Below are 21,713 nucleotides of genomic sequence, written 5' to 3' on the forward strand. Positions count from 1 at the left end.
CGCCCTTTTCGTTCATCACTAATGAAGTGTGTGCTCAGCGGAGGCGTTTGACCCACACGGTGTTGTCGCGCCGCTCGATCTTGAACTGCTCTATCGCTTCGAACAGGTCGGAGAGCCGCTTGAAGCCGTAGTTGCGCACGTCGAAGCTGGAGCGGTTGCCCGCGATCTGCCCGACCTCGCCCATCTGCGCGAAGCCATCGTCATCGCGGTGCGCTGCCTTCCACGCCGTTCCAAGCAGTTCGACCAACTCGTCGTCGATCCCGGCCTTAGCCTTGCCACTATTGGATTTCGGGGCATCCGCCTCGTCGGAAGCGCCCTTGATGAGCGCGTCGATGTCGATGAAGCGCGTGCAGGCGCTCTTGAAAGCAGCGGGTGTCTTGCTCGTGCTGCCGAAGCCATAGACGACGAGCCCATCCTGCCGCAGCCGCGTGACGAGAGGGGTGAAGTCGCTGTCCGAACTCATGATGCCGAAGCCATCGACCTTGCCCTGATATAGCAGATCGATGGCATCGATTGTCATCGCCATATCGGTAGCGTTCTTGCCGGCGGTGAGATCGAATTGCTGCTGCGGCTGGATACCGTATTTGTGCGTGATCTCTCCCCACTTGGAGAGATTGTTCTTGGCGAAATTGCCATAGGCCCGCTTGATGTTGACTTGGCCCAGTTCGGCCATGACCGTCAGGACCGGGTCGATCCCCTTGGGGGTGGTGTTGTCCGCGTCGATCAGCAGGGCGATATTCTTGAGGTCTTTGTCGGCCATGCGCAGCCAATGGCGTGCAGCCTCCCCGAACTCAAGAGCTTACTGTGCCGGCGCGAATTCCCCCGAGCTCTCGTCGAGCAAGTGAAGGACCCCGTCCGAAATCGCGAAATAGGCGCCGCGCAACTTCAGGTCGCCTGCCGTTTCCTTCGCCTCGACATACGGGAAGGTGCGCAGGTTTTCGAGACTTACCTTGACCGCGGCAAGCTCCATCGCCCGCTCCGCGGTGCGACCCTTCGTGCCGTGTTCCGCGGCGATCGGCTCGCGGACCTCGTCGAGCATGTCGATCCAGTGTGCGACGAAGCCGCCTTCGCCCATGTCGTTGCCGTGGAGGTCTTGCGTCAGCGCGGCCTGGCAGCCTCCGCACATGCCGTGGCCCATGACGACGACTTCGCGGACCTTGAGGAACTGGACTGCAAATTCGAGCGCCGCCGAAACACCATGGCGACCGGGCGTCGTCTCGTAAGGCGGCACCAGCGCGGCGACGTTGCGGACCACGAATATCTCGCCAGGGTCTACGTCGAGGATCTGCGCCGGATCGACCCGGCTATCCGAGCAGGAGATGACCATCACCTGGGGCGATTGGCCCTCTGCCAGCTGGCTCCAGCGTTCGTGCTGCTTTTTCCAGTCGCCGGCACGGAAACGTGCGTAGCCTTCAATCATCTCGTCGAATGTTTTCATACCTGCTCCGCTGCAACGAATTTGCGCGGCTGGCAAGAGGGTCCGAATAGCTATGTGGCTTGCCCGGAAGGGGGAGGGGGCTTAGATGGGCCGCGACATGAACGATCTTTCCACAGTTCCCCAGCCCGAAGGCGAACGCCCGGCCCGCCAGCGCAAGCCCGACTGGATTCGCGTCAAGGCGCCGGTCAGCAAGGGCTATCACGAAACGCGCAAGCTGATGCGCGAACTGAACCTGCACACGGTGTGCGAAGAGGCCGCCTGTCCCAACATCGGGGAGTGCTGGACCAAGAAGCACGCCACGGTGATGATCCTCGGCGATACCTGCACGCGCGCCTGCCGGTTTTGCAACATCAAGACCGGGATGCCGATGCCGGTCGATCCGCTCGAGCCCAAGCATACGGCGACTGCAGCGGCGGCGATGGGCCTCGAGCATATCGTCATCACCAGCGTCGATCGCGACGACCTGCCCGATCGTGGTGCAGGGCAGTTCGTAAAGGTTATCAACGCGCTGCGCCGCGAGACGCCGAACACGACGATCGAGATCCTGACGCCCGATTTCAAGGGCCGGATGAAGCAGTCCATCGCGGAAATCTGCGAGGCAGGGCCTGACGTTTTCAATCACAATCTCGAAACCGTGCCCCGGCTTTATCCGACGATCCGTCCGGGCGCGCGCTACTATGCCTCGCTACGTCTGCTGGAAGAAGTGAAGGTCCACAATCCGCTCATTTTCACCAAGTCCGGCATCATGCTGGGGCTCGGGGAAGGGCGGCTCGAAGTCCATCAGGTGATGGACGACATGCGCAGTGCCGACATCGATTTCGTTACCATGGGCCAGTATCTGCAGCCGACGCCCAAGCACGCGAAGGTCGAGGAGTTTGTGACCCCGAAGCAGTTCGCGGCCTATGGCTCGATCGCCCGCGCCAAAGGTTTCCTGCAGGTCGCATCCAGCCCCCTGACGCGCTCGAGTTATCACGCGGGAGACGATTTCGCGCAGATGCGCTCAGCGCGCGAGGCGAAGCTGGCGAAGCAGGTCGGCTGATGCCCGGAATTCGCGAAAAGCGTTTTCTTCCATACACTTGCGATCAGATGTTCGATCTGGTCGCAGATGTGGGGCGCTATGCAGAATTTCTGCCTTGGGTGATTGCCACCCGCGTCCGCTCGGACAGTGAGACCGAGATGGTGGCTGACATGTTGGTCGGCTTCAAGGCCATCCGCGAGCGTTTTACGTCCCGTGTCGAAAAGCGCCGTCCCGAGCATATCGAGGTGTTCTACGTCGACGGGCCGCTCAAGGATCTCGACAACAACTGGACTTTCACCCCGGCCCCGGGCGGCTGCGAAGTCGATTTTTGCGTCGATTTCGAGTTTCGCAACGCGGTCTTCGAAGCGCTGGCCGGCCAGTATTTCGACCGTGCTTTCCGCAAGATGATGGGCGCGTTCGAAGCGCGCGCCGATGCGCTCTACGGCAACAGCAATTCGAGCGCGCAGACCGTCGCCTGACGACGGATATCGGCGCGTGAGGTAGGTTCGAAGCGTTTGAGCTCGCCGTCGGGCTCTCCCTCCTGGCCCCGGACCACCCGCGCGAAAACGACCGTGCCGACCGGCTTGAGATCCGTCCCGCCATCGGGGCCGGCCACGCCGCTGATCGCGACGGCGACGTCGGCACCGCTGTTTTGCAATGCTCCCTTGGCCATCGCCCAGACGCAGGCGATCGAGACGGCACCGAAGGTTTCGATGATGTCGAGCGGTACGCCGAGGCTCTCCATCTTGGCCTCGTTGGAATAGGTCACGAACCCGCGTTCGAGCACGGCGGAAGAACCGGGGATTTCAGTCAGCGCCGCTGCGACTAGCCCGCCGGTGCAGCTCTCCGCCAGCACGACCTTGCGGCCGCTGGCGCGGTTTGCCTCGACTACGCGCCGCGCAAGATCGTCGATATCCTCGGGCAGGAGAGCGCCGTGCTCCATATCGCCTCCGTCAGCTGCGGATCACTGTGGCAATTGCTTGAGCGGCAATGCCTTCGCCGCGGCCAGTGAAACCCAGCCGCTCGGTGGTGGTCGCCTTCACCGATATGCGCTCGATGTCAACGCCCAGCAATTCGGCGATGCGCTGGCGCATCGCGGGCCGGTGCGGGCCGATCTTCGGCGCCTCGCAGATGATGGTGAGGTCGATATTGCTAAGGTTGTATCCGGCTTCGGCCACCAATTTCGCCGCTTGGACGAGGAAGCGGTCGCTGCTTGCCCCCTTCCACTGCGGGTCGCTCGGCGGGAAGTGCGTGCCGATATCGCCATCGCCAATTGCGCCGAGGAGCGCATCGACGATCGCGTGCAGCGCTACATCGGCATCGCTATGGCCGGCCAGCCCCTTGTCGTGCTCGATCTGGATGCCGCCGAGCCATAGCTCCTCTCCAACGGCGAGCTTGTGCACGTCGAAGCCCATCCCTGTGCGCATGGCTGGCTGCTCGCTCACGAAATCCTCCGCATAGGTCAGTTTGGCGAGGCGCTCTTCGCCGGGGACAAGCGCGACAGTGCCGCCGGCCGCGCGCAAGACCTGCGCATCGTCGCCGGCATTGGGTTCGCCAGTCCAGGCGCGGTGCGCGGCGATAATATCGTCGAAACGAAAGGCCTGCGGGGTCTGGACCCGGCGGAGTTGTTCGCGCTGAACAGTTCCGGTCATTACGCCATCTGTGTCTTGTGCGAGACTGTCCGCCACAGGGAGGACCGGTATAGCCCCTGGATGATCGTTTAGCGCATGCAGAACCCGCTCGATGACGGCGCGGGGGAGGTCGGGGCGGGCGGCATCATGGATAAGCACGCGATCCGCGCCGCCGATTGCTTCCAGGCCTTTCGCCACGGATTGCTGGCGGGTGTCGCCGCCCGTGACAGCCTCGTATCCGGACAGGTCGGCGAGTGCTTCTCCCACCGCGTCCTCGGCGTTCTCCGGCACCACGATGACCAACGGCTTTGCTCCGGCATCGAGCAGGCTCTCGACCGAATGCCTGACGACCGCCTTGCCTCTCCACCGCGCGAATTGCTTGGGCAGCGGCTGTCCCGCACGCAGGCCTTTCCCCGCAGCGACCACGATTGCGGCGAACGGGGGGAGGGCGGGCGCTTCGCTCATGCCCCGCCCGCTAGCGGCTTGCCGTTTGTGCTGCAACGCACTATGTGGCTGCCCAATATTTAGGCACACACTGGCATGAGCGCACATCTCCTTCCTCCCGTCCCGCCGAAGCCGATCCACGTCGGCCCGGTAGCCATCGACACGCCCGTCGTTCTGGCGCCGATGACCGGCGTGACGGACCTGCCGTTCCGCCGCCTTGTGCGCCGCTATGGCTCCGGCCTCAACGTGACCGAAATGATCGCCAGCGAAGCTGCGATCCGCGAGACGCGCATCAGCGTGCAGAAGGCCGAGTGGGATCCGATCGAGGAACCAGTGTCGATGCAACTGGTCGGCTGCGATCCTTACAGCATGGCCGAAGCTGCCAAATTGCAGGAAGGCAATGGCGCGGCGATTATCGACATCAACTTCGGCTGCCCGGTGCGCAAGGTCGTCGGCCAACTGGCCGGCTCGGCGCTCATGCGCGAGGTCGAACTGGCCACGCGGCTGATGAAAGCGACGGTCGAGGCGGTCGATGTGCCGGTGACGGTGAAAATGCGGATGGGCTGGGATCATTCCGACCTCAATGCGCCGGAGCTGGCGAAAATCGCAGAAGATCTCGGCGTCAAGATGATCACCGTCCACGGCCGCACGCGCAACCAGATGTACAAGGGCAGCGCCGACTGGGCCTTCGTTCGCGAGGTCAAGGAAGCGGTCGACATTCCCGTCATCGTTAACGGCGACATCTGCGGGATCGAGGATGCCGCGAAAGCGCTCGAACAGTCGGGTGCCGACGGGCTGATGATCGGGCGCGGCGCTTATGGGAAGCCTTGGCTACTGGCGCAGGTGATGCACTGGTGGCGCACCGGCGAAATTCTCGCCGATCCGGACATGGACGAGCAATATGCCGTGGTCACCGAGCACTACCGGATGATGCTCGACCACTACACGCCGACCACCGGAGTGAAGATCGCCCGCAAGCATCTTGGCTGGTACACCAAGGGATTGCGTGGTTCAGCAGAGTTCAGAAACCACGTGAACTTCGTGGATGATCCCGCGCAGGTGCTTGGCGAACTCGAGCGCTTCTACGAACCGTTCCGCCGGCAGCAGGCGGCGTGAGCGGAGACTCGCCCGCTCCCGACGCAGCGGCGCAAATTGCAGGCCTCATCTTCGCCGTACTGTTGATCGATGCCGACGGCATGATCGTGGAGGCGAATGCCGCAGCGGAAGATATGCTCGATTCCAGCGCGCAGCGCCTCATTGGCAAGCGGCTGACCGACGTAGTGGACCTTGCCGACCATCGCGTACGGTCGAGCCTCGACCGGTCCGATGTCCAGATGATTGCTCGCGGCGTGTCCTTCGCCACAAAATACCGCGACCGACGGATCAATCTGACCAGCTCTCCGCTACACAATCATCCGGGCTGGCGCGTGCTGACGCTTTCCGATGTTGGGCAGGGCGACACGGGCGCTGCCGACGACGAGCGTATGGAGCTCCGGGCTCCGGCTGTGCTGGCCCATGAGATCAAGAACCCGCTGTCCGCTATCCGCGGTGCCAGCCAGCTGCTGGCGCGGCGCGTCGAAGGGAAGGAGAAGCCGCTCGCTCGCATGATCCTGGGCGAAGTGGACCGCATCGCGGAACTGATCGATCGCATGCAGCAGCTTGGTAGCAAGCCCGTTGCCGTAGTCGGTGATTGCAACCTGCACGAGGCTATCCGCAATGCGATGGCAACAGTTCGTGCGGGTCGCTCCGAGAATTGTGAGTTACTCGAGGAATTCGATCCGTCGCTGCCCCCGGTTGCCGCCGACCAGGCTGCGCTCGAACAGGTGCTAATCAATCTCATCGCGAATGCCTGCGATGCGAGCGCGAAATTGGACACTCCCCAAGTCACCGTACGGACCCGGTTCGTCAGTGGATTGGTCTTCAGCGCGATCCGGCTTGGGAAAGCCACCCGGTTGCCTATAGAGATTACGGTAACCGATGCGGGCGCCGGTATAGACGAGGCGCTCCGCGATCATGTGTTCGAACCGTTCGTTTCCAGTAAGCCGCACGGCCAGGGTCTGGGCCTCGCACTCGTGAGGAAACTTGTGCGCGATATGGGCGGGCGCATCGGCCACGAGCGCGATGAACGCAACGGGCTCACCCATTTTCGCATCAACCTGCCGGTGGCGGCTTAGGGAGATAAAATGAGCCACGCTGTTCTGCTGGTCGAAGACGACCGTGCCATCGCGACGGTGATAAGCGAGGCCCTGCGGGAAGAGGGCTTTGTCGTCACGGCCTGCGAAAGTGTTGCCAAGCGAGACGAACTCGTCGGTGCGCGACACTTCGACGTCATGCTGACCGACGTCATGCTGGAAGATGGCGACGGACTGGCGTCGATCGGCCACGTGCGCGAGTTGGCTCCCGATATGCCAGTGATCGTCCTGTCGGCACAGAACACGCTCGATACCGCCGTTCGAGCGAGCGACAGTCATGCGTTCGAATATTTCCCCAAGCCCTTCGATCTCGACGAGTTGACCCAGGCCGTGCGGCAGGCTGTGGCCAACCGGCCGTCGGTCAGTGCCGCAGGGGACGAGGAAGCCAGCGCCCTGCCGCTGATCGGCCGCAGCCCTGCGATGCAGAGCGTGTTCCGGATGATCACGCGCGTTTTGCGTAACGATCTGACTGTGCTGATCACGGGCGAAAGCGGCACCGGCAAGGAACTGGTCGCGGAAGCCATTCACCAGCTCGGCGCGCGCAAGACCGGGCCTTTTGTCGCGGTGAATATGGCGGCGATCCCGCACGATCTGCTAGAAAGCGAATTGTTCGGTCACGAACGCGGCGCCTTCACCGGGGCAGTCAGCCAGCAGATCGGCAAATTCGAGCAGGCCAATGGCGGCACGCTGTTCCTCGACGAGATCGGCGACATGCCGCCCGATGCACAGACCCGGCTGCTGCGCGCCCTGCAGTCGGGGCGCATCCGCAGGGTTGGTGGGCGGCAGGAAATCGGCGTCGACGTGCGCATAATCGCGGCGACCAATCGGGACCTAGCGCCAATGATCGAGGACGGCCGGTTCCGCGAGGACTTGTTCTACCGCCTGAACGTTGTGCCTATTCCGCTCCCTCCCTTGAGGGAGCGGCGCGAAGACATCGGTGCTCTGGTGAAGCATTTTCTCGGACATGCAGCCAGCGAGGGGCTGCCGCGACGGCAAATCACGGACGACGCCATAGCTGCGCTGGCGGCACGGCGCTGGCCTGGCAACGTGCGGGAGCTTCGTAATGTGGTGTTTCGCCTGGCCCTGCTGGCGCGTGACGACGTCATCGATGTCGACAGCGTAGCGGACACCATCGGCACTGAAATTTCGACGGGGTCGGGCGCGCCGGATTCCGGATTTAGTGCAGCGATAGACGGGTGGTTGGCGGAGAATGGGAACTCCCACGGCACCCTGTATCACGCCGTTCTGGCGTCATTCGAAAAGCCGCTGTTCGAGCATGCGTTGCGGATGACCGAAGGTAATCAGCTACGCGCTGCGCAGTTGCTCGGCATCAATCGCAACACCCTGCGAAAGCGGCTTGGCGAGCTCGATATTGCGCCCGACGATTTCGCACGCCGCCGCTAGCCGCCGCTTTGTCGAATTTGTACTTGCAGTCCTGCAACAGCGCTGTTGTAAGACTGCCACTATGGCGAGCGCCGCTTCAGTCCAGCCCAATACCACACCGAGATGGTGGCGCAGGTTCGTGGTGACGTCACGCAGGGCCAATCTGGTCGGTTATCTCGAGATTTTTTTCGCGGTGGCTTTTCTTGTCATGGTCGCAAGTACGTGGGCGACTTTCACTGCGGCCCCGCCAAACGGGCAGCTTCTACCTAGCAGGCAAGTCGCAGGCCTGCTGATCGGCACGCTAATTCCCGCAATGGCCTTGCTCGTCCTCGCTGGACGGCGCCTGGCTCTGCGTCGAGCTGCAGGCAGTACCGCGCGGCTTCATGTGCGGCTCGTTTTCTTCTTTTCCATGATTGCCGCAGTGCCGACACTGCTGGTGGCTGGCTTCGCCGCCTTCCTCTTCCAGTCTGGGGTGGATTTCTGGTTCTCCGATAATTCGCGCGGTCTCATGGAAAATGCCAACCAGTTGGCCGAAAGCTATTACGAAGAGAACCAGCTCGATCTTGCCAATGAAACCATTTCCATGGCGATGGACATGCGCTCAATCCTCGAGCGGGTATCGGTGACCGATCCCAATTTCGCCCTTGTCTACCAGTTCCAGGCGCAGCCGCGCGACGTCATCGAAAGCGCAATCCTGCAGGCGCTACCCGACTCCTCGATGCGGACTGCCGTCGCGTATGGCCTATCCGAAGAAAGCAATCCTGTGCCCTTCGCCGAGGAAACACTTGGCGATATTCGCCGCGGGGAGCAGGTTGTCGTGCGCGGCACACCGGAGAGGATCGAGGCGGTGGCTCCGATCGATCGGCAAGCGGGCATCTATCTTTACACGGCGCGGAATGCCGAAGCGACCAGCTTCCGGAGCTGGGAAAGCGCGCGGTCGATTTCGAGCGCCTATGACGAACTCACCCGGCGCGCGCGAGCTCTCCAGCTGAGATTCAATCTTGCGCTCTTCTTCGTCAGTCTCGCGCTGGTCGGGCTGGCGGTCTGGTTCGCGCTGCGTTTTGCCGACAGGCAGGTCGAACCGCTCACCGACCTCATCGCAGCCGCTCGCAAGGTCGGCGCCGGAAACTTCGCACTGCGGGTCGAGGGCCGCACCGGGGCCGACGAGATCGGCCTACTCAATCGCGCGTTCAACCGGATGACGGCGCAGCTGGAAAAGCAGACCGATGCCTTGCTCGCTGCCAACGATGAACTGGAAGAGCGGCGCAGCTTTATCGAAGCGGTGCTGGAATCCGTGAGTGCGGGCGTCATATCGATCGACCGCGACATGAACGTCTTGCTCATGAACGCACCGGCTCAGACCATGCTGATGGAAGACGCAGCAGGCCAGCCACGTCCTGCCACATTACGCCAGCTGGCCCCTCAACTTGCAGTCATGGTCGAGGCGGGCCTTTCACAAGGGGTTGTGAGCCATTCGCGTCGAGGTGAACTGCTCACGCTCGCGGTCAAGATCGGCGAGGAGGCCGAGGGGCACGTCATAACCTTCGAAGACATTACCCGGCAACTGCTCGACCAGCGGCAGGCTGCGTGGTCCGATGTAGCGCGGCGGATTGCACACGAGATCAAGAACCCATTGACTCCGATCCAGCTTGCTACTGAGCGCCTCAAGCGTCGGTATCGCAAGCAAATTCATGAAGATGGCGAGCTGTTCGATGAACTTACTAGTACCATCGTCCGCCAGGTCGGCGGTCTGCGCAAGATGGTGGACGAATTCTCCAGCTTCGCACGGTTGCCGAAGCCGGTGTTCCGCACCGAAGACGCGCTCGATCTTGTCCGCCAATCCCTCTTTCTCCAAGAGGTCGGCCATCAGGACGTGAATTATTCGCTTGTCGCCGATAGCGAAGGCCCAATCCGCATCCAGTGTGATCGCCACCAGTTCGGACAGGCGATTACCAATATTCTGAAGAACGCTTATGAAGCGACCGAGGCCAAAGCCCAGAATGCGGAGCCGGATTATCGCGGCAAGATCGTGGTCACGGTCGAAGAGGCCGAGGATTCGCTGCATGTCGCGATCGAGGACAATGGCATCGGTCTGCCGCAGGATCGCGATCGGATCCTCGAACCCTATGTGACGAACCGCGAGAAGGGCACCGGCCTGGGTCTCGCGATCGTGAACAAAATCGTCGAGGAACATGGCGGCGAGATGACCTTCTCCTCACTCGAAAGCGGGGGAACGCGCGTTGCGATGCGGTTCGCGCGCGATCCCCTCACAACGCCCGTGGGGGCCGCGCAATGATACATAGCAAAGGGTAGCAGCCAATGGCGTTAGACATCCTGATCGTCGACGACGAACGCGACATTCGCGATCTTGTAGCCGGCGTGCTGAGCGACGAAGGCTACGAGTGCCGGACCGCCGGCGACAGTTCCAGCGCGCTGACGCAGGTCGACGAACGCCGGCCCAGCCTAGTCCTGCTGGACGTCTGGCTCCACGGGAGCCCCATGGATGGCCTCGAAGTGCTGGACGAGATCAAGAAGCGCGAACCCGATCTGCCGGTCATCGTGTTCTCCGGCCATGGCAATATCGATACGGCAGTAAGCGCGGTAAGCCGTGGGGCGGTCGACTTCATCGAGAAGCCGTTCGAAGCCGAAAGGCTTTTGCACCTCGTCGGGAGGGCAACCGAGACCGAACGCCTGCGTCGTGAGAACAGCAGGCTGCGCGAAGGGATGGTCCAGAACGGCGAATTCACCGGGAATTCGGTGGCGATCAATGCCGTGAGAGCCACTCTGAAGCGTGTGGCCAGCACGGGCAGCCGCGTACTCATCAGCGGTCCGGCCGGTACCGGAAAGGAGGTAGCTGCGCGCTTGCTGCACAGCTGGAGCCCGCGCGCCGACAAGGCGTTCGTCATCGTGAACTCGGCACGCATAACTCCTGAGCGGTTCGAAGAGGAGTTGTTCGGGGAGGAAGCTGACGGCAAGCTGGTGCGACCGGGGCTGCTCGAGATGGCCGACGGCGGTACGCTCTATCTCGACGAAGTGGCGGACATGCCGCTCTCGACCCAAGCCCGTATTCTTCGGGTACTGACCGAACAGAGTTTCGTGAGGGTAGGGGGCACGCGCCAGATCGGTGTTGATGTGCGGGTTGTTTCCTCGACGGCCCGTGATCTCGAGAAGGAAATGTCGGAGAAACGCTTCCGCGAAGATCTGTTCTACCGGTTGAATGTCGTTCCAGTGGAGGTGCCGTCGCTCTCGGAGCGGCGCGACGATATCCCCTCGCTGTCAGACACATTCTTCACGCATTACGCGGCGGAACAGGGTATCCGTCCTCCGACGATCAGCGAAGAAGCGATGGCGGCGCTTCAGGCTTACGATTGGCCCGGCAATGTCCGCCAGCTTCGTAATGTCGTCGAGCGCACCGTTATCCTCACCCCCCGCGAACAGCTCGAACAAATCGAGGCTGAAATGCTTCCCGAAGAAGTACTGGGCGGTAAGCTCGGCGGAAATGGCGGGGTCGCAGCCCTGATGGGGTCGCCGCTGCGCGAGGCGCGCGAGAATTTCGAGCGTGAATATCTGGCGATCCAGATCCGGCGCTTCTCCGGCAATATTTCCAAGACTGCCAACTTCATCGGCATGGAGCGGTCGGCCCTTCACCGGAAACTCAAGTTGCTCGGAATGGCGGACAAGAAACCGGCGTCTGGTAAGGAATAGTCTTCTCAAATCCTGCTATCGCGCGCGGAAGATAATACAAAGATTGCGAAAAGCCGTCCGAAGGGCCACATTGGACTGCGCGGCTCGGTGCGCGCATTATCGGGGGTGGTGGGCACCCCAGACTGCGGACCCCCTAAGGGTTTGCCAACAACGGAGAGACAGATATGTCCGAACGAACCCTTTCGGCGCGTCCGCGCCCAGAAAAACCTTCAAGCGACAGCGGGGGACAGCGCAAAGGCAATCTTCAGGATGCCTTCCTCAACCTGCTGCGCAAGAACAAGACCCCGGTCACGATGTTCCTCGTGAAGGGGGTGAAGCTCCAGGGTATCGTGACCTGGTTCGACAATTTCTCGATCCTGCTGCGCCGCGACGGCCAGTCGCAGCTGGTCTATAAGCACGCGATCAGCACGATCATGCCGGCACAACCCGTCGATGCAGAACAGTTTGCGAGCACCAACTCAAGCGCCAAGCAGCGTTTGCTGCAGGATGTATTCCTAACACGCGTACGCCAGGCTGAAGCGCAGGTGACGATGTTCCTCGTCAATGGCGTGATGCTGCAAGGCAAAATCGCGGCTTACGACCTGTTCTGCATGCTCCTGGAGCGTGACGGCTACGTTCAGCTGGCCTATAAACATGCGGTATCCACCATCCAGCCAGCCACCCCGGTCGATCTGACCGAGGAGTGGGACGAGGACGACAGCTGAGTTTCGACGACGACCTGATGGGTGAGGTGTCGCGCGGCGCGCGGGCTCTCGTCGTGTGCCCTGACATCAGAGGCATGGTCTACGATCTCGATGCAGACTCGCGTCTGGCCGAGGCGGAGGGGCTCGCGCTCGCGATCGGCATTATCGTGGCGGAAAGCTTCGTCCTGCCGGTCAGGGAGGTGCGTCCAAACCTGCTGTTCGGCGCAGGCCAGGTAGAAAACATCCGCATCGCCTGCGAACAGGACGAAGCTGAACTGGTGGTGGTCGATGGCGCCTTGAGCCCGATCCAGCAGCGCAATCTTGAGGAAAAGCTCGAGCGCAAGGTCATCGACCGCACCGGCCTGATCCTCGAGATTTTCGGCGAACGTGCGGCCACTGCCGAAGGTCGCCTGCAAGTCGAACTAGCCCATCTTGACTACCAGCAGAGCCGTCTTGTGCGAAGCTGGACCCACCTCGAGCGGCAGCGCGGCGGTTTCGGATTCCTGGGCGGCCCGGGCGAGACCCAGATCGAGGCCGACCGTCGGATGATCCGCCAGCGCATGGGACGTTTGCGCAAGGAACTGGAGCAGGTCCGAAAAACGCGCGGCCTTCATCGCGAACGTCGCGAACGTGCACCCTGGCCGGTGATCGCTCTCGTCGGTTACACTAACGCCGGCAAGTCCACACTGTTCAATCGCCTGACCGGGGCCGAAGTGATGGCCGAAGACCTGCTTTTCGCCACGCTGGATCCGACGATGCGCGCCATCGCCTTGCCGGGCGTGGAGAAGGCGATCTTGTCGGATACTGTCGGCTTCATTTCCGATCTGCCGACACAACTGGTGGCGGCGTTCCGCGCCACGCTGGAGGAGGTGACCGCAGCGGACGTCATCTGCCATGTGCGCGACATGTCGAATCCGTCGAGCGATGCGCAAAAGAAGCAGGTGCTGCAGGTTCTCGCCGAATTGGGTGTAGTAGGCGAGCAGGGCGAGGGGAGTGAAATCCCGATCCTTGAGGTGTGGAACAAGCTGGATCTTCTATCTAATGAGGAGCGAGCCGAACTCGAGGAAGTTGCCTCCGCAGACAAGGACGTGGTCGCTATTTCCGCGCTGACCGGGGAAGGGATCAATGACTTCCTTTCTTGCGTCGATGCCATCCTGACGGCAGGATCACGCGAGCACGAGATCACGCTGGAAGCCGACGAGGGGAAGGCTCTCGCCTGGCTGCATCAGCACGGCCATGTTCTCTCGGACGAGCAGGAGGGCGATAACGGGCGGCGCAGTCTGGTCGTGAAACTGTCCGATAAGGAATACGGACGCTTTCAAAGTCTGCAGGACTAAGCGTTCGGGCCTTTTTCGGTCGCTTTCACTTTCTGCCAGACGTCTTCCTGCTCGTCGAGCGCAAGATTAGCAAATTCGCGCCCCTCCGACCGGGTAAGGCGCTCCATGTGGCGAAAGCGCCGTTCGAATTTCGCATTCGAAGCTCGCAAAGCCTGTTCGGGATCGACGCCGTAGCGCCTCACGATATTGACTGCGACAAATAGGACGTCGCCCGCTTCGAGCAAACGTTCGTCATCGCTCTCCGCCTCATCAAGTTCGCCAAGTTCTTCCTGAAGTTTTTCGATCGGTCCGGCGGTATCGGGCCAGTCGAATCCGGCCCGTGTCGCGCGCTTCTGCAATTTGTAGGAGCGCAACAACGCCGGCAACGCATTTGCGACGCCATCCATCGCGCTGGTCGATCCACCTGCCTCGCGCTCGGCGGCTTTCAGATCTTCCCAGCGACTATCTTCCATCACGCCGCCTTCGTCCCCGAAGATGTGCGGATGGCGGGCTTCCATCTTGTCCGAAATGTCTTTGGCAACGTCGTCGAATGCGAAGTGGCCGAGCTCTTCCGCCATCCGGGAATGGAAGACGACCTGGAACAGCAGGTCACCGAGTTCTCCACGCAAGTCCGCCATGTCATTCCGCTCGATGGCATCTGCGACTTCATAGGCTTCTTCGATCGTGTAGGGCGCGATGGTGGTGAACGTCTGCGCCGTATCCCATTCGCAGCCGCGTTCCGGATCACGTAGCCGCGCCATGATTGCGAGAAGACGGTTCAGTTGAGCGGTCATGCAGACGAAATAGCCTGACGCTTCCGGTGGAGAAAGGGGCCCAGCGGGAACCTTCCACCGCATTTAGTCAACTGGAGTGATAATATATATTATGTAAAATGAAGGGGTAGTCGATAATTAGCTGACAATGTCGATCACGAGGATAACGATTGCGAAAATGCCAGCCCATGCCCCCGCCATGAACAACCCCTTGCGCCAGCTAACGTCGCGGTTGGCGAAGCCAGCGGCAATCAAGATCAGAAAGCCTGTCAAAGAAATCAGCGAGACGATTTGGTATTCGTTCATGCCGCCATCTCCAGGCCATCGTAACCGACCAGCACGTTAGCGGGTACCTCGGCACAAAGACTCCGATAGTCCATGCTCTTGTCCATATGCGTTAGGACGGTTTTTCGTGCCTTTGTTTTCCGTCCAAGCTCGAGCGCCATCTCTAAGTTGGCATGCGTCGGGTGCTTTTTCCGGCGAAGGCAATCGACCACAAGGAGATCCGCTTTCTGGAAACAGCGGAGCATCTCCTTGGTGATCTCGCTAAAATCGGTTGCATAGACAAGCGACCGGCCATCCGCTTCGAAGCGGAAACCAGTGCTTGTGACGGGCCCGTGAGGCATTTCGACGTAATCGAAAGAAAACCCTGCAACCAACGGTTTTTCCGTAACTTCTTGCAAGCCAATGAGCGTCGGGTACCCGAACTGTCCTTCGAAGACGTAATCGAACCTGCGGCGCAGGCGCTCGCAGGTCACCTTGCTTGCAAACCCAGGCAACGGATTGCTGCGGTCGTAACGCATGACGCGCAAGTCATCGATACCGTGGCAATGGTCGGCGTGATCATGCGTCCAGAACACGGCATCGACCTTGTCGACATCGTTCGCCAGAAGCTGGCTCCGCAGATCTGTCGAGGTATCGACCAGAATCCGCTGGCCGGTATCGTTCTGGACGATGATGGACACACGGCTGCGCCGGTTCCGCGGTTCGCCGGGATCGCATTCGCCCCAGTCGTTGCCGATCCGCGGTACCCCGGTTGACGTGCCCGAGCCGAGCATCAGCAGTTTCACTGCGTCGCCTTGCTGAACAAGCTGAAGAAATTGCGCGTCGTATAATCGGCGAGGTCGTCAAGGCTCTCGCCGCGCAGTTCCGCGAGGAATGCGGCAGTGTCACGCACATATCCCGGCTCGCAGGATTTGCCGCGATGCGGGACCGGAGCAAGAAACGGACTATCAGTTTCGACCAGCAGCCGATCGCGAGGAATGGTCTTCGCAAATTCCTGCAAGTCCTTGGCATTCTTGAAGGTCACGATGCCCGAGATCGAGATCGATAGGCCCATTTCCAGCACCCGTGCGCCAAACTCCGCCGAAGCGGTGAAGCAATGGATCAACGCGGGGAAGGCCCCCTGCCCCAGTTCGTTTTCGAGAATGGAAAGCGTGTCATCTTCCGCATCTCGTGTGTGAATGATGACCGGAAGCCTAGTTTCGCGCGCAACGTCGATATGCGTGCGGAACAGGCGCTGCTGCGCAGAGCGATCCGAATGGTCGTAATAGTAATCCAGACCGGTTTCGCCGATACCGACGACTTTCCGGCTCATCGTAGCCTCGAGCAATTCCTCCCGCTTGAGATCGAGATGTGCGTCGGCATTGTGCGGATGGATGCCAACACTGGCGAATACTTCGGGAGTTTGCTCGGCCGTCCTCACGACCTGCGCCCATTCCGACTGCTTGGTCGATATATTCAGGAATGCCGTGACCCCGGCCGCGCGCGCGCGATCGAGGATGGCTGGCCGATCCTCTACCAAACCTTCGTATTCGAGATGGCAATGGCTATCGACGAGCATCACGCGGCCTCCACTTCAGGGAGTTCAAGCCGCGGGAATACCGGCGTCGGCTTTTCGATCTGTCGTCCGGAAGCCACATTGGCCATGAACCAGCTTTCGTCGGTAAGCGCGGCGTAATTTCGCTGCTCCATAGGGACGCCAAGCTGATCGAGCACTGCTGCCGCTTTTTCGGGGACGACGGGCTGGATCGCGACGGCAAGGTCGCGGATCGCGATGAGCAATGTCTGGAGCACTGCCTTCATGCGCTCCGGATCGGTCTTTTTCAGCGCCCAAGGGGCCTGTTCGTCGACATATTGGTTGCAGGCAAAGACCGCGCGGAGCCAAGCTTCGATCCCAACCGAGAAATTGAGTGCCTCGAACTCCTGCGGCAGCGTGACGGCGCAGGCGTCGCGCACTTTAGCCAACAGCGCCTTGTCGTCGCCTGTAGACTCGAAAGCTTCCAGCGTGCCGTCCATGTTCTTCGCCACCATCGATAGTGTGCGCTGCGCCAGATTGCCGAAGCTGTTGGCGAGCTCGGCATTCACTTTGGTAACAAGAGCTTCCGCGGAATAGCTGCCGTCCTGTCCGAAGGTCACCTCCGCCATCAGGAAATAGCGGAGCGCATCCACACCGAAGGTTTCGGCGAGTTCCATCGGATCGGTAACATTGCCCGCCGATTTCGATTCCTTCACGCCGCGATTCAGCAGGAAGCCGTGGCCGAAGACTTTCTTCGGTAATGGTAGATCGGCGCTCATGAGGAAGGCGGGCCAGTAAATCGTGTGGAAACGTACGATGTCCTTGCCGATTAGGTGAAGATCGGCCGGCCAGAACGTGTCCCACAGCTCGCCGCCGTCGGGATAGCCGAGACCGGTGATATAGTTCGTCAGCGCATCGACCCAGACATACATCACGTGCCCATCGGCGTTAGGAACCTTCACGCCCCAGTCGAAGCTCGTGCGGCTGACGGAGAGATCCTGCAAGCCGCGCTCGACGAAAGCGATCATCTCGTTGCGGCGGCTTGTCGGCTCGAGAAAACCCGGCTTTCTTAGCAATTCCAGAAGCGGCTCGGCATAATTCGACAGGCGGAAGAACCAGCTTTCTTCCTCGGTCCATTCGACCGGCGTGCCTTGGGGAGATAGCTTTTCGCCCCCATCCCCATCGATCAGTTCCTTCTCGTCGTAATAGGCTTCGTCGCGGACCGAATACCAACCTTCATAGCGATCGAGGTAGAGATCGCCCTTCGCTTCCATCGCTTCCCAGATCGCCTGGCTCGCGCGATGATGATCGGCGTCGGTTGTGCGGATGAAGCGGTCGTACGAGATATTCAGAACGTCGAACAAATCCTTGAAGGCAGACGACATCTCGTCTGCCAGCTCACGCGGAGTCTGGCCGAGGTCGCGAGCTTTTTGAGCCATTTTCAGGCCGTGTTCGTCCGTGCCCGTCTGGAAGCGTACTTCTCGCCCGCGCAGACGCTGGAAACGCGCCATCACATCGGCTGCGATGGTCTCGTAGGCGTGGCCGATGTGCGGTTTACCGTTCGGGTAGTGGATCGCGGTGGTGATATAATATGGTTCAGACATTGGCCCGCTCGCTAGCCGGAGCCGCCTTGGCGAGCAAGGTGCCGATTTCCATGGCGAGCAGCCCTGCATCGAAATTATAGGTCGGCTGTTCGCCGGTGAGGCGCACAAGTTCGCTGTGTGCATCTATCAGCGCGAGCGTAGATCCCGTTTGCGCTTCCAATCTGTCCGCCAGTGCCGAGCGCGCAAGGTCGAGGACGGCTTGCAATCGTTCGCGATCCGGACGCGCGCCGATCGCCCCGGCAAGTCGACCGCGCAACGCGAAGTCCGGGTCCCCAGTCTCGAGGATGTTGCGCATCAGCGTGGCAGCCTTGCCGAGATCGAGGTCGACGAAGGACAGCGCTGCACCGGGCGATCCTGCCGCAGCGGAAACGGCTGCGTCTCGCGTTGCCTGATCGGCTCCAGGCGCAAGCTCGGCGAGAAGCGAAGCCATCGCCCCATCAGGCACGACCGGAAAACGCAAGACGCGGCAGCGGGAGCGGATCGTCGGCAGTAACCGGGCAGGACTATGGGCCACGAGCAGGAAGAACGTCCCCTCGGGCGGCTCCTCCAGGCTCTTGAGCAAAGCATTGGCTGCGTTCCGCTCAAGATCGTCCGCCGGGTCGATGATGATGACGCGGCGATTGCCCGCCGTCGGTCGAGTGGTCAGCCGCTGCTGCATCCTCCTGACCTGTGCGATGCGAATGCTGCGCGCGAGTTCGAACGGTTTGCCGTCGGCGCGCTTGCGCTCCTCTTTCTCGTCCTTCGGCTCGTGCGTGAGCAGGAGGATATCGGGATGGTGCTCCAAGTCTGTGGGCGCGTCGAGCAGTTCGCGCGCCGCCGCCGCAGCAAAGCTCGCCTTGCCCACGCCCCTTCGGCCAGCGAGCAACCAGGCGTGATGCATCCGGCTACCCTTCCCGGCTTCGCGCCATTCGCGCCATGCGTCCTGATGTCCGAGGAACATCAATGGCTCTCGACGAACAAAGGTGAGAGCGCGTGGAGTACACGAGCGTGGACATCTTCCATGGAACCGGAACCATCGATCAGTGCGAAGCGGTCGGGCTCCTTCACGGCGAAGTCACGAAAAGCGGCATTGACCGACGCATGATACTCTGCCGCTCTTCCACCGATGGCGTCGGAAAACCCGCCGTCGCGTTCGGTAAGCCGCCGATCGACCTCCGCGGCTTCTGCATCGATGACAAGCGTCATGTCCGGCAGCAGCCCGTCACTGCCGATTGTGTGCAGATCACGTACGGTCTTGTCCCCGAGTCCTCCCCCGGCCCCCTGATAAGCCCTGCTCGAGTCCAGGAAACGGTCGCAGATGACCCATCGTCCTTCTTCCAGCGCAGGTCGGATAAGCCGCGCCACATGATCCGCCCTTGCGGCCGCGAAAAGCAGGGCCTCGGCTTCCTTCGTCCAGCCTTCGCCGGGAGGATCGAGAAGCAAGCCCCTGATGGCCTCGGCGCCTGATGTGCCGCCCGGTTCGCGCGTTAGACAAGTGGAGACGCCTCGCGCCTCGAGTGCGTCTGCAAGCATGCGGGCCTGGGTCGATTTGCCCATGCCTTCCCCACCTTCGAAAGCAATGAAGCGTCCGCTTGTCATGATACCCAACCGACAAAGCCATTGACCAAGCGCTGAACCGGGCTGGCCACTTCGACATCTCGCTCCGCATAGAGAGGGATGCGGCTCTCGGGCATGCCTTCGATCTCGACGATCAATTCCGCGATCCGCTCGCCCTCGCTTACAGGCGCGCGGATGGGGCCCTCGTAACGAATTGAAAGCGTCACCTTAGGATCTTTCCCGCGCGGAGTGGCGATCCGGACCCTTCCCCGAGCATGAAGGCCGACGGATCGCGCTGACCCTTCTTGCACGCGTGCGGTCGCGATCCGCTGCTCTGCTGGCGCGAGCAGCCTGCTATCGAAGGAGTTGAAACCCCATTCGATTAAACTGCGGGCAGCCTCGTTACGCATCGTTCCGCGCGGACTACCCGCAACCACCATGATCAGTCGTTGCCCGTCCCGCTCGGCGGAACCGAGAAAGCCGTAGCCGGCCTGGTTGGTGAAGCCGCTCTTGATCCCGTCGGCACCGCGCACGACGCCGGTAATGGGATCGTGATTGCGCTGGGCAATGCCGTTGTATTCGAAACCGGTCGCTCCGAAGAAATGGGCGTATTTGGAGGGGTGCCGGGCGATCATCGTCTGGCCGAGCAGCGCCAGATCGCGCGCCGTGGTGAATGTACCGCCTTCGTCCATCCAGCCGTTCGGTGTGCCGAAGCGGCTGTCTTTCATGCCGATCTCGCTGGCCTTGGCGTTCATGGCCGCAAGCCAGTCTTCCAGCGTGCCGGCCGCGCCTTCAGCCAGCACAATTGACCCGTCATTGGCGGAGATGGTGGTGATCCCGTGCAGCAAATCGTCCACAGTGACCCGCGCATCGGCCGGCAGGAACATGGTCGAGCCGACGCGGTGCCACTTGCGGAATGTTTCCGGGCGGATCGTGTAGACCTGTTGCGGGAAGAGCCTGCCCTCCTCCATCCACTCGAAAGCGAGGAAGGTGGTCATGGTTTTCGTGATAGAAGCGGGCATGAACCGGCGGTCGGCCTCGCGCGAAAACAAGACCTGGCCGCTCTGGGCATCGATCAGATAGGCAATCGGAGCGGCCTCGACGTTGGGGATTGCCGGTTCGATTTCGGATCGCGGCTGCTGTGCCCCTGCAATCGTCGGTAGTGTTAGGGCCAGTGCCGAAAGAAAAGTCAGTTGCTTGCGCATGCGGTTCCTGCAGGCCGGATGCGGTCCGGCCGGCTATTCTGCGGTTTGGATCAGGGCGTCTCTATAGCCTTCACCCTGCAGCTTTGCGAGCGCCTGCGCGGCCTTTTCCCTACTCGCGAACGGGCCGGTGCGAACGAGGCTGAGCGAACCGCTCGGCGTGATGAACCCATCGACCTTCTCGGCGAGGCGCTCTGCATTGGCACGTACCGAGAATGCGCCCAATTGCACGACGAAGCGGCCGTTATTTGCAGGGGCCTGTAGGGCGAGATCGGATTGCTCCGTATCGTCGATTGCAGGCACCGGGTCCGGCTTGGCAATTTCAACTAGAGTTAGCTCTTGGCTATCGTTTTCCTCGCTCGCATCGGTCGTCACGGAACGGCTCTCGCCAGGAGCCGGCAAGTCCACACTCGGGTCGATGGCCGGTATTGTCGCAGTATCCGGCTCCCTGCCGCTGACCGCAGGTGGATCGCGCAAGGACGCGGAGCCGGCGTCCGGCAACCGTCGCTTGAGCACCTCGACGAGGCTGGCGGGGGTATCCATGCGCAGCGGCGCTTCCTCTCCCTGTCGCAGCATCGCACGATGCTCTTCGGGCGGATTGACCCGGCGCATACGTATCGGCGCACCGTCAGTTGCCCCAAGTTGCGCGAGCGCGCCGGGTGACAGCGCAAGCAGCCGATCGGTCGTCATTGGCCCCCGTCTCTCCAGACGTACGAGGATCGTCCGACCGGTATCGAGCGAAGTTACCTCGACATAGCTTGGCAGAGGCAAGGTCTTGTGTGCCCCGGTAACACCGGCGCCATCTTCATCGGCGGCGATATATCCAACGCGATCGTAATTCATCGTATCGACCGGCGTGAAGGTCTGGCCGTCGATTACATAGGGATCACCGAGCACTATCGGGTAGTCGGCGGCCGGCCCTGTCAGGGCGTCCGCTGCTTCCTGAGCATGAGCGCCGGGAGGCATCCCTGCCGCGCCCAACAAAAGCGC

22 protein-coding genes are annotated in these 21,713 nt (G+C 61.4%); 9 read left to right on the forward strand and 13 right to left on the reverse strand.

All coding sequences use genetic code 11. From position 1 onward, the window contains the following. Nucleotides 1–34 precede the first annotated feature (34 nt). Together P8R33_RS08940 and P8R33_RS08945 are read right to left on the reverse strand one after the other, a co-directional pair. A complete protein-coding gene (locus P8R33_RS08940; protein ID WP_278328627.1) occupies nucleotides 35–760 on the reverse strand; it encodes an NYN domain-containing protein in 726 nt (241 codons plus the stop codon). A gap of 39 nt (nucleotides 761–799) precedes the next feature. Next, nucleotides 800–1,438, reverse strand: a complete 639-nt coding sequence (locus tag P8R33_RS08945; protein WP_278328628.1) for a carbonic anhydrase — start codon at nucleotides 1,436–1,438, stop codon at nucleotides 800–802. 97 nt (nucleotides 1,439–1,535) lie between these two features. Between P8R33_RS08945 and lipA the strand changes: the two genes are divergently transcribed. Both lipA and P8R33_RS08955 read left to right on the forward strand, forming a co-directional pair. Beyond that, nucleotides 1,536–2,477 carry a lipoyl synthase gene (gene lipA, locus P8R33_RS08950; RefSeq protein ID WP_278328629.1) on the forward strand — a complete coding sequence of 314 codons (942 nt, stop codon included), beginning with the start codon at nucleotides 1,536–1,538 and terminating at the stop codon, nucleotides 2,475–2,477. Continuing rightward, a complete protein-coding gene (locus P8R33_RS08955; RefSeq protein WP_278328630.1) occupies nucleotides 2,477–2,935 on the forward strand; it encodes a type II toxin-antitoxin system RatA family toxin in 459 nt (152 codons plus the stop codon). The genes lipA and P8R33_RS08955 overlap by 1 nt, the downstream gene beginning before the upstream one ends. Here P8R33_RS08955 and P8R33_RS08960 read toward each other — a convergent pair. Both P8R33_RS08960 and P8R33_RS08965 read right to left on the reverse strand, forming a co-directional pair. After that, nucleotides 2,896–3,399 (reverse strand): CinA family protein, encoded by a 504-nt coding sequence (locus P8R33_RS08960; protein WP_278328631.1) that lies wholly within the window; start codon nucleotides 3,397–3,399, stop codon nucleotides 2,896–2,898. The two genes, P8R33_RS08955 and P8R33_RS08960, sit on opposite strands and share 40 nt — an antisense overlap. Nucleotides 3,400–3,409: 10 nt before the next feature. Beyond that, on the reverse strand, nucleotides 3,410–4,552 hold the full coding sequence (locus P8R33_RS08965; RefSeq protein WP_278328632.1) for a bifunctional 2-C-methyl-D-erythritol 4-phosphate cytidylyltransferase/2-C-methyl-D-erythritol 2,4-cyclodiphosphate synthase: 1,143 nt from the start codon (nucleotides 4,550–4,552) through the stop codon (nucleotides 3,410–3,412). A 75-nt stretch (nucleotides 4,553–4,627) separates the two neighbouring features. Between P8R33_RS08965 and dusB the strand changes: the two genes are divergently transcribed. From dusB to hflX, 7 genes are all read left to right on the forward strand, one after another. Beyond that, a complete protein-coding gene (gene dusB / locus P8R33_RS08970; RefSeq protein ID WP_278328633.1) occupies nucleotides 4,628–5,647 on the forward strand; it encodes a tRNA dihydrouridine synthase DusB in 1,020 nt (339 codons plus the stop codon). Further along, nucleotides 5,644–6,705 carry a two-component system sensor histidine kinase NtrB gene (locus P8R33_RS08975; protein ID WP_278328634.1) on the forward strand — a complete coding sequence of 354 codons (1,062 nt, stop codon included), beginning with the start codon at nucleotides 5,644–5,646 and terminating at the stop codon, nucleotides 6,703–6,705. Before dusB ends, P8R33_RS08975 begins: the two co-directional genes overlap by 4 nt. A gap of 9 nt (nucleotides 6,706–6,714) precedes the next feature. Continuing rightward, nucleotides 6,715–8,127 (forward strand): nitrogen regulation protein NR(I), encoded by a 1,413-nt coding sequence (ntrC, locus tag P8R33_RS08980; RefSeq protein ID WP_278328635.1) that lies wholly within the window; start codon nucleotides 6,715–6,717, stop codon nucleotides 8,125–8,127. A 61-nt stretch (nucleotides 8,128–8,188) separates the two neighbouring features. Further along, the gene (locus tag P8R33_RS08985) at nucleotides 8,189–10,402 is read left to right on the forward strand and encodes a sensor histidine kinase (RefSeq protein ID WP_278328636.1); all 2,214 of its coding nucleotides are present in this window, start codon (nucleotides 8,189–8,191) and stop codon (nucleotides 10,400–10,402) included. Nucleotides 10,403–10,425: 23 nt separating this feature from the next. Next, the gene (gene ntrX, locus P8R33_RS08990; protein WP_278328637.1) at nucleotides 10,426–11,811 is read left to right on the forward strand and encodes a nitrogen assimilation response regulator NtrX; all 1,386 of its coding nucleotides are present in this window, start codon (nucleotides 10,426–10,428) and stop codon (nucleotides 11,809–11,811) included. 164 nt (nucleotides 11,812–11,975) lie between these two features. Continuing rightward, a complete protein-coding gene (gene hfq / locus P8R33_RS08995) occupies nucleotides 11,976–12,515 on the forward strand; it encodes an RNA chaperone Hfq (RefSeq protein WP_278328638.1) in 540 nt (179 codons plus the stop codon). Between the two features lie 17 nt (nucleotides 12,516–12,532). Further along, nucleotides 12,533–13,831 (forward strand): GTPase HflX, encoded by a 1,299-nt coding sequence (hflX, locus tag P8R33_RS09000; RefSeq protein ID WP_278328830.1) that lies wholly within the window; start codon nucleotides 12,533–12,535, stop codon nucleotides 13,829–13,831. Here hflX and mazG read toward each other — a convergent pair. From mazG to P8R33_RS09045, 9 genes are all read right to left on the reverse strand, one after another. Next, nucleotides 13,828–14,604: a nucleoside triphosphate pyrophosphohydrolase gene (gene mazG, locus P8R33_RS09005; protein WP_278328639.1), complete on the reverse strand. Its 777-nt coding sequence runs from the start codon at nucleotides 14,602–14,604 to the stop codon at nucleotides 13,828–13,830. The two genes, hflX and mazG, sit on opposite strands and share 4 nt — an antisense overlap. 117 nt (nucleotides 14,605–14,721) lie before the next feature. Beyond that, nucleotides 14,722–14,889: a hypothetical protein gene (locus tag P8R33_RS09010; RefSeq protein ID WP_278328640.1), complete on the reverse strand. Its 168-nt coding sequence runs from the start codon at nucleotides 14,887–14,889 to the stop codon at nucleotides 14,722–14,724. Beyond that, nucleotides 14,886–15,653: an MBL fold metallo-hydrolase gene (locus tag P8R33_RS09015; protein ID WP_278328641.1), complete on the reverse strand. Its 768-nt coding sequence runs from the start codon at nucleotides 15,651–15,653 to the stop codon at nucleotides 14,886–14,888. The genes P8R33_RS09010 and P8R33_RS09015 overlap by 4 nt, the downstream gene beginning before the upstream one ends. Continuing rightward, a complete protein-coding gene (locus P8R33_RS09020; protein ID WP_278328831.1) occupies nucleotides 15,650–16,426 on the reverse strand; it encodes a TatD family hydrolase in 777 nt (258 codons plus the stop codon). Before P8R33_RS09020 ends, P8R33_RS09015 begins: the two co-directional genes overlap by 4 nt. Then, the gene (gene metG / locus P8R33_RS09025) at nucleotides 16,426–17,985 is read right to left on the reverse strand and encodes a methionine--tRNA ligase (RefSeq protein ID WP_278328642.1); all 1,560 of its coding nucleotides are present in this window, start codon (nucleotides 17,983–17,985) and stop codon (nucleotides 16,426–16,428) included. The genes P8R33_RS09020 and metG overlap by 1 nt, the downstream gene beginning before the upstream one ends. Beyond that, on the reverse strand, nucleotides 17,978–18,925 hold the full coding sequence (locus P8R33_RS09030) for a DNA polymerase III delta subunit-related protein (protein WP_278328643.1): 948 nt from the start codon (nucleotides 18,923–18,925) through the stop codon (nucleotides 17,978–17,980). The genes metG and P8R33_RS09030 overlap by 8 nt, the downstream gene beginning before the upstream one ends. Then, nucleotides 18,925–19,563, reverse strand: coding sequence for a dTMP kinase (tmk, locus tag P8R33_RS09035; RefSeq protein ID WP_278328644.1), 639 nt, complete (start codon nucleotides 19,561–19,563; stop codon nucleotides 18,925–18,927). Before tmk ends, P8R33_RS09030 begins: the two co-directional genes overlap by 1 nt. Continuing rightward, nucleotides 19,560–20,726, reverse strand: a complete 1,167-nt coding sequence (locus P8R33_RS09040; RefSeq protein WP_278328645.1) for a D-alanyl-D-alanine carboxypeptidase family protein — start codon at nucleotides 20,724–20,726, stop codon at nucleotides 19,560–19,562. Before P8R33_RS09040 ends, tmk begins: the two co-directional genes overlap by 4 nt. Before the next feature lie 33 nt (nucleotides 20,727–20,759). Continuing rightward, nucleotides 20,760–21,689, reverse strand: a complete 930-nt coding sequence (locus tag P8R33_RS09045; protein WP_278328646.1) for an SPOR domain-containing protein — start codon at nucleotides 21,687–21,689, stop codon at nucleotides 20,760–20,762. Nucleotides 21,690–21,713 lie beyond the last annotated feature (24 nt).

This window comes from Qipengyuania flavescens (genome assembly GCF_029688735.1).
Lineage (GTDB): Bacteria > Pseudomonadota > Alphaproteobacteria > Sphingomonadales > Sphingomonadaceae > Qipengyuania.

What these genes read in the sequence shown, in the direction of transcription:
- hflX (WP_278328830.1), top strand. Translation starts at nt 12,533, where the DNA reads ATGGGTGAGGTGTCGCGCGGCGCGCGGGCTCTCGTCGTGTGCCCTGAC.
- P8R33_RS08985 (WP_278328636.1), top strand. Translation starts at nt 8,189, where the DNA reads ATGGCGAGCGCCGCTTCAGTCCAGCCCAATACCACACCGAGATGGTGG.
- mazG (WP_278328639.1), bottom strand. Translation starts at nt 14,604, where the DNA reads ATGACCGCTCAACTGAACCGTCTTCTCGCAATCATGGCGCGGCTACGT.
- dusB (WP_278328633.1), top strand. Translation starts at nt 4,628, where the DNA reads ATGAGCGCACATCTCCTTCCTCCCGTCCCGCCGAAGCCGATCCACGTC.
- P8R33_RS09045 (WP_278328646.1), bottom strand. Translation starts at nt 21,689, where the DNA reads ATGCCTCCCGGCGCTCATGCTCAGGAAGCAGCGGACGCCCTGACAGGG.
- metG (WP_278328642.1), bottom strand. Translation starts at nt 17,985, where the DNA reads ATGTCTGAACCATATTATATCACCACCGCGATCCACTACCCGAACGGT.
- ntrX (WP_278328637.1), top strand. Translation starts at nt 10,426, where the DNA reads ATGGCGTTAGACATCCTGATCGTCGACGACGAACGCGACATTCGCGAT.
- P8R33_RS09040 (WP_278328645.1), bottom strand. Translation starts at nt 20,726, where the DNA reads ATGCGCAAGCAACTGACTTTTCTTTCGGCACTGGCCCTAACACTACCG.
- ntrC (WP_278328635.1), top strand. Translation starts at nt 6,715, where the DNA reads ATGAGCCACGCTGTTCTGCTGGTCGAAGACGACCGTGCCATCGCGACG.
- tmk (WP_278328644.1), bottom strand. Translation starts at nt 19,563, where the DNA reads ATGACAAGCGGACGCTTCATTGCTTTCGAAGGTGGGGAAGGCATGGGC.
- P8R33_RS08965 (WP_278328632.1), bottom strand. Translation starts at nt 4,552, where the DNA reads ATGAGCGAAGCGCCCGCCCTCCCCCCGTTCGCCGCAATCGTGGTCGCT.
- P8R33_RS09010 (WP_278328640.1), bottom strand. Translation starts at nt 14,889, where the DNA reads ATGAACGAATACCAAATCGTCTCGCTGATTTCTTTGACAGGCTTTCTG.
- P8R33_RS08945 (WP_278328628.1), bottom strand. Translation starts at nt 1,438, where the DNA reads ATGAAAACATTCGACGAGATGATTGAAGGCTACGCACGTTTCCGTGCC.
- P8R33_RS08960 (WP_278328631.1), bottom strand. Translation starts at nt 3,399, where the DNA reads ATGGAGCACGGCGCTCTCCTGCCCGAGGATATCGACGATCTTGCGCGG.
- hfq (WP_278328638.1), top strand. Translation starts at nt 11,976, where the DNA reads ATGTCCGAACGAACCCTTTCGGCGCGTCCGCGCCCAGAAAAACCTTCA.
- P8R33_RS08940 (WP_278328627.1), bottom strand. Translation starts at nt 760, where the DNA reads ATGGCCGACAAAGACCTCAAGAATATCGCCCTGCTGATCGACGCGGAC.
- P8R33_RS09020 (WP_278328831.1), bottom strand. Translation starts at nt 16,426, where the DNA reads ATGCTCGTCGATAGCCATTGCCATCTCGAATACGAAGGTTTGGTAGAG.
- lipA (WP_278328629.1), top strand. Translation starts at nt 1,536, where the DNA reads ATGAACGATCTTTCCACAGTTCCCCAGCCCGAAGGCGAACGCCCGGCC.
- P8R33_RS08955 (WP_278328630.1), top strand. Translation starts at nt 2,477, where the DNA reads ATGCCCGGAATTCGCGAAAAGCGTTTTCTTCCATACACTTGCGATCAG.
- P8R33_RS09030 (WP_278328643.1), bottom strand. Translation starts at nt 18,925, where the DNA reads ATGTTCCTCGGACATCAGGACGCATGGCGCGAATGGCGCGAAGCCGGG.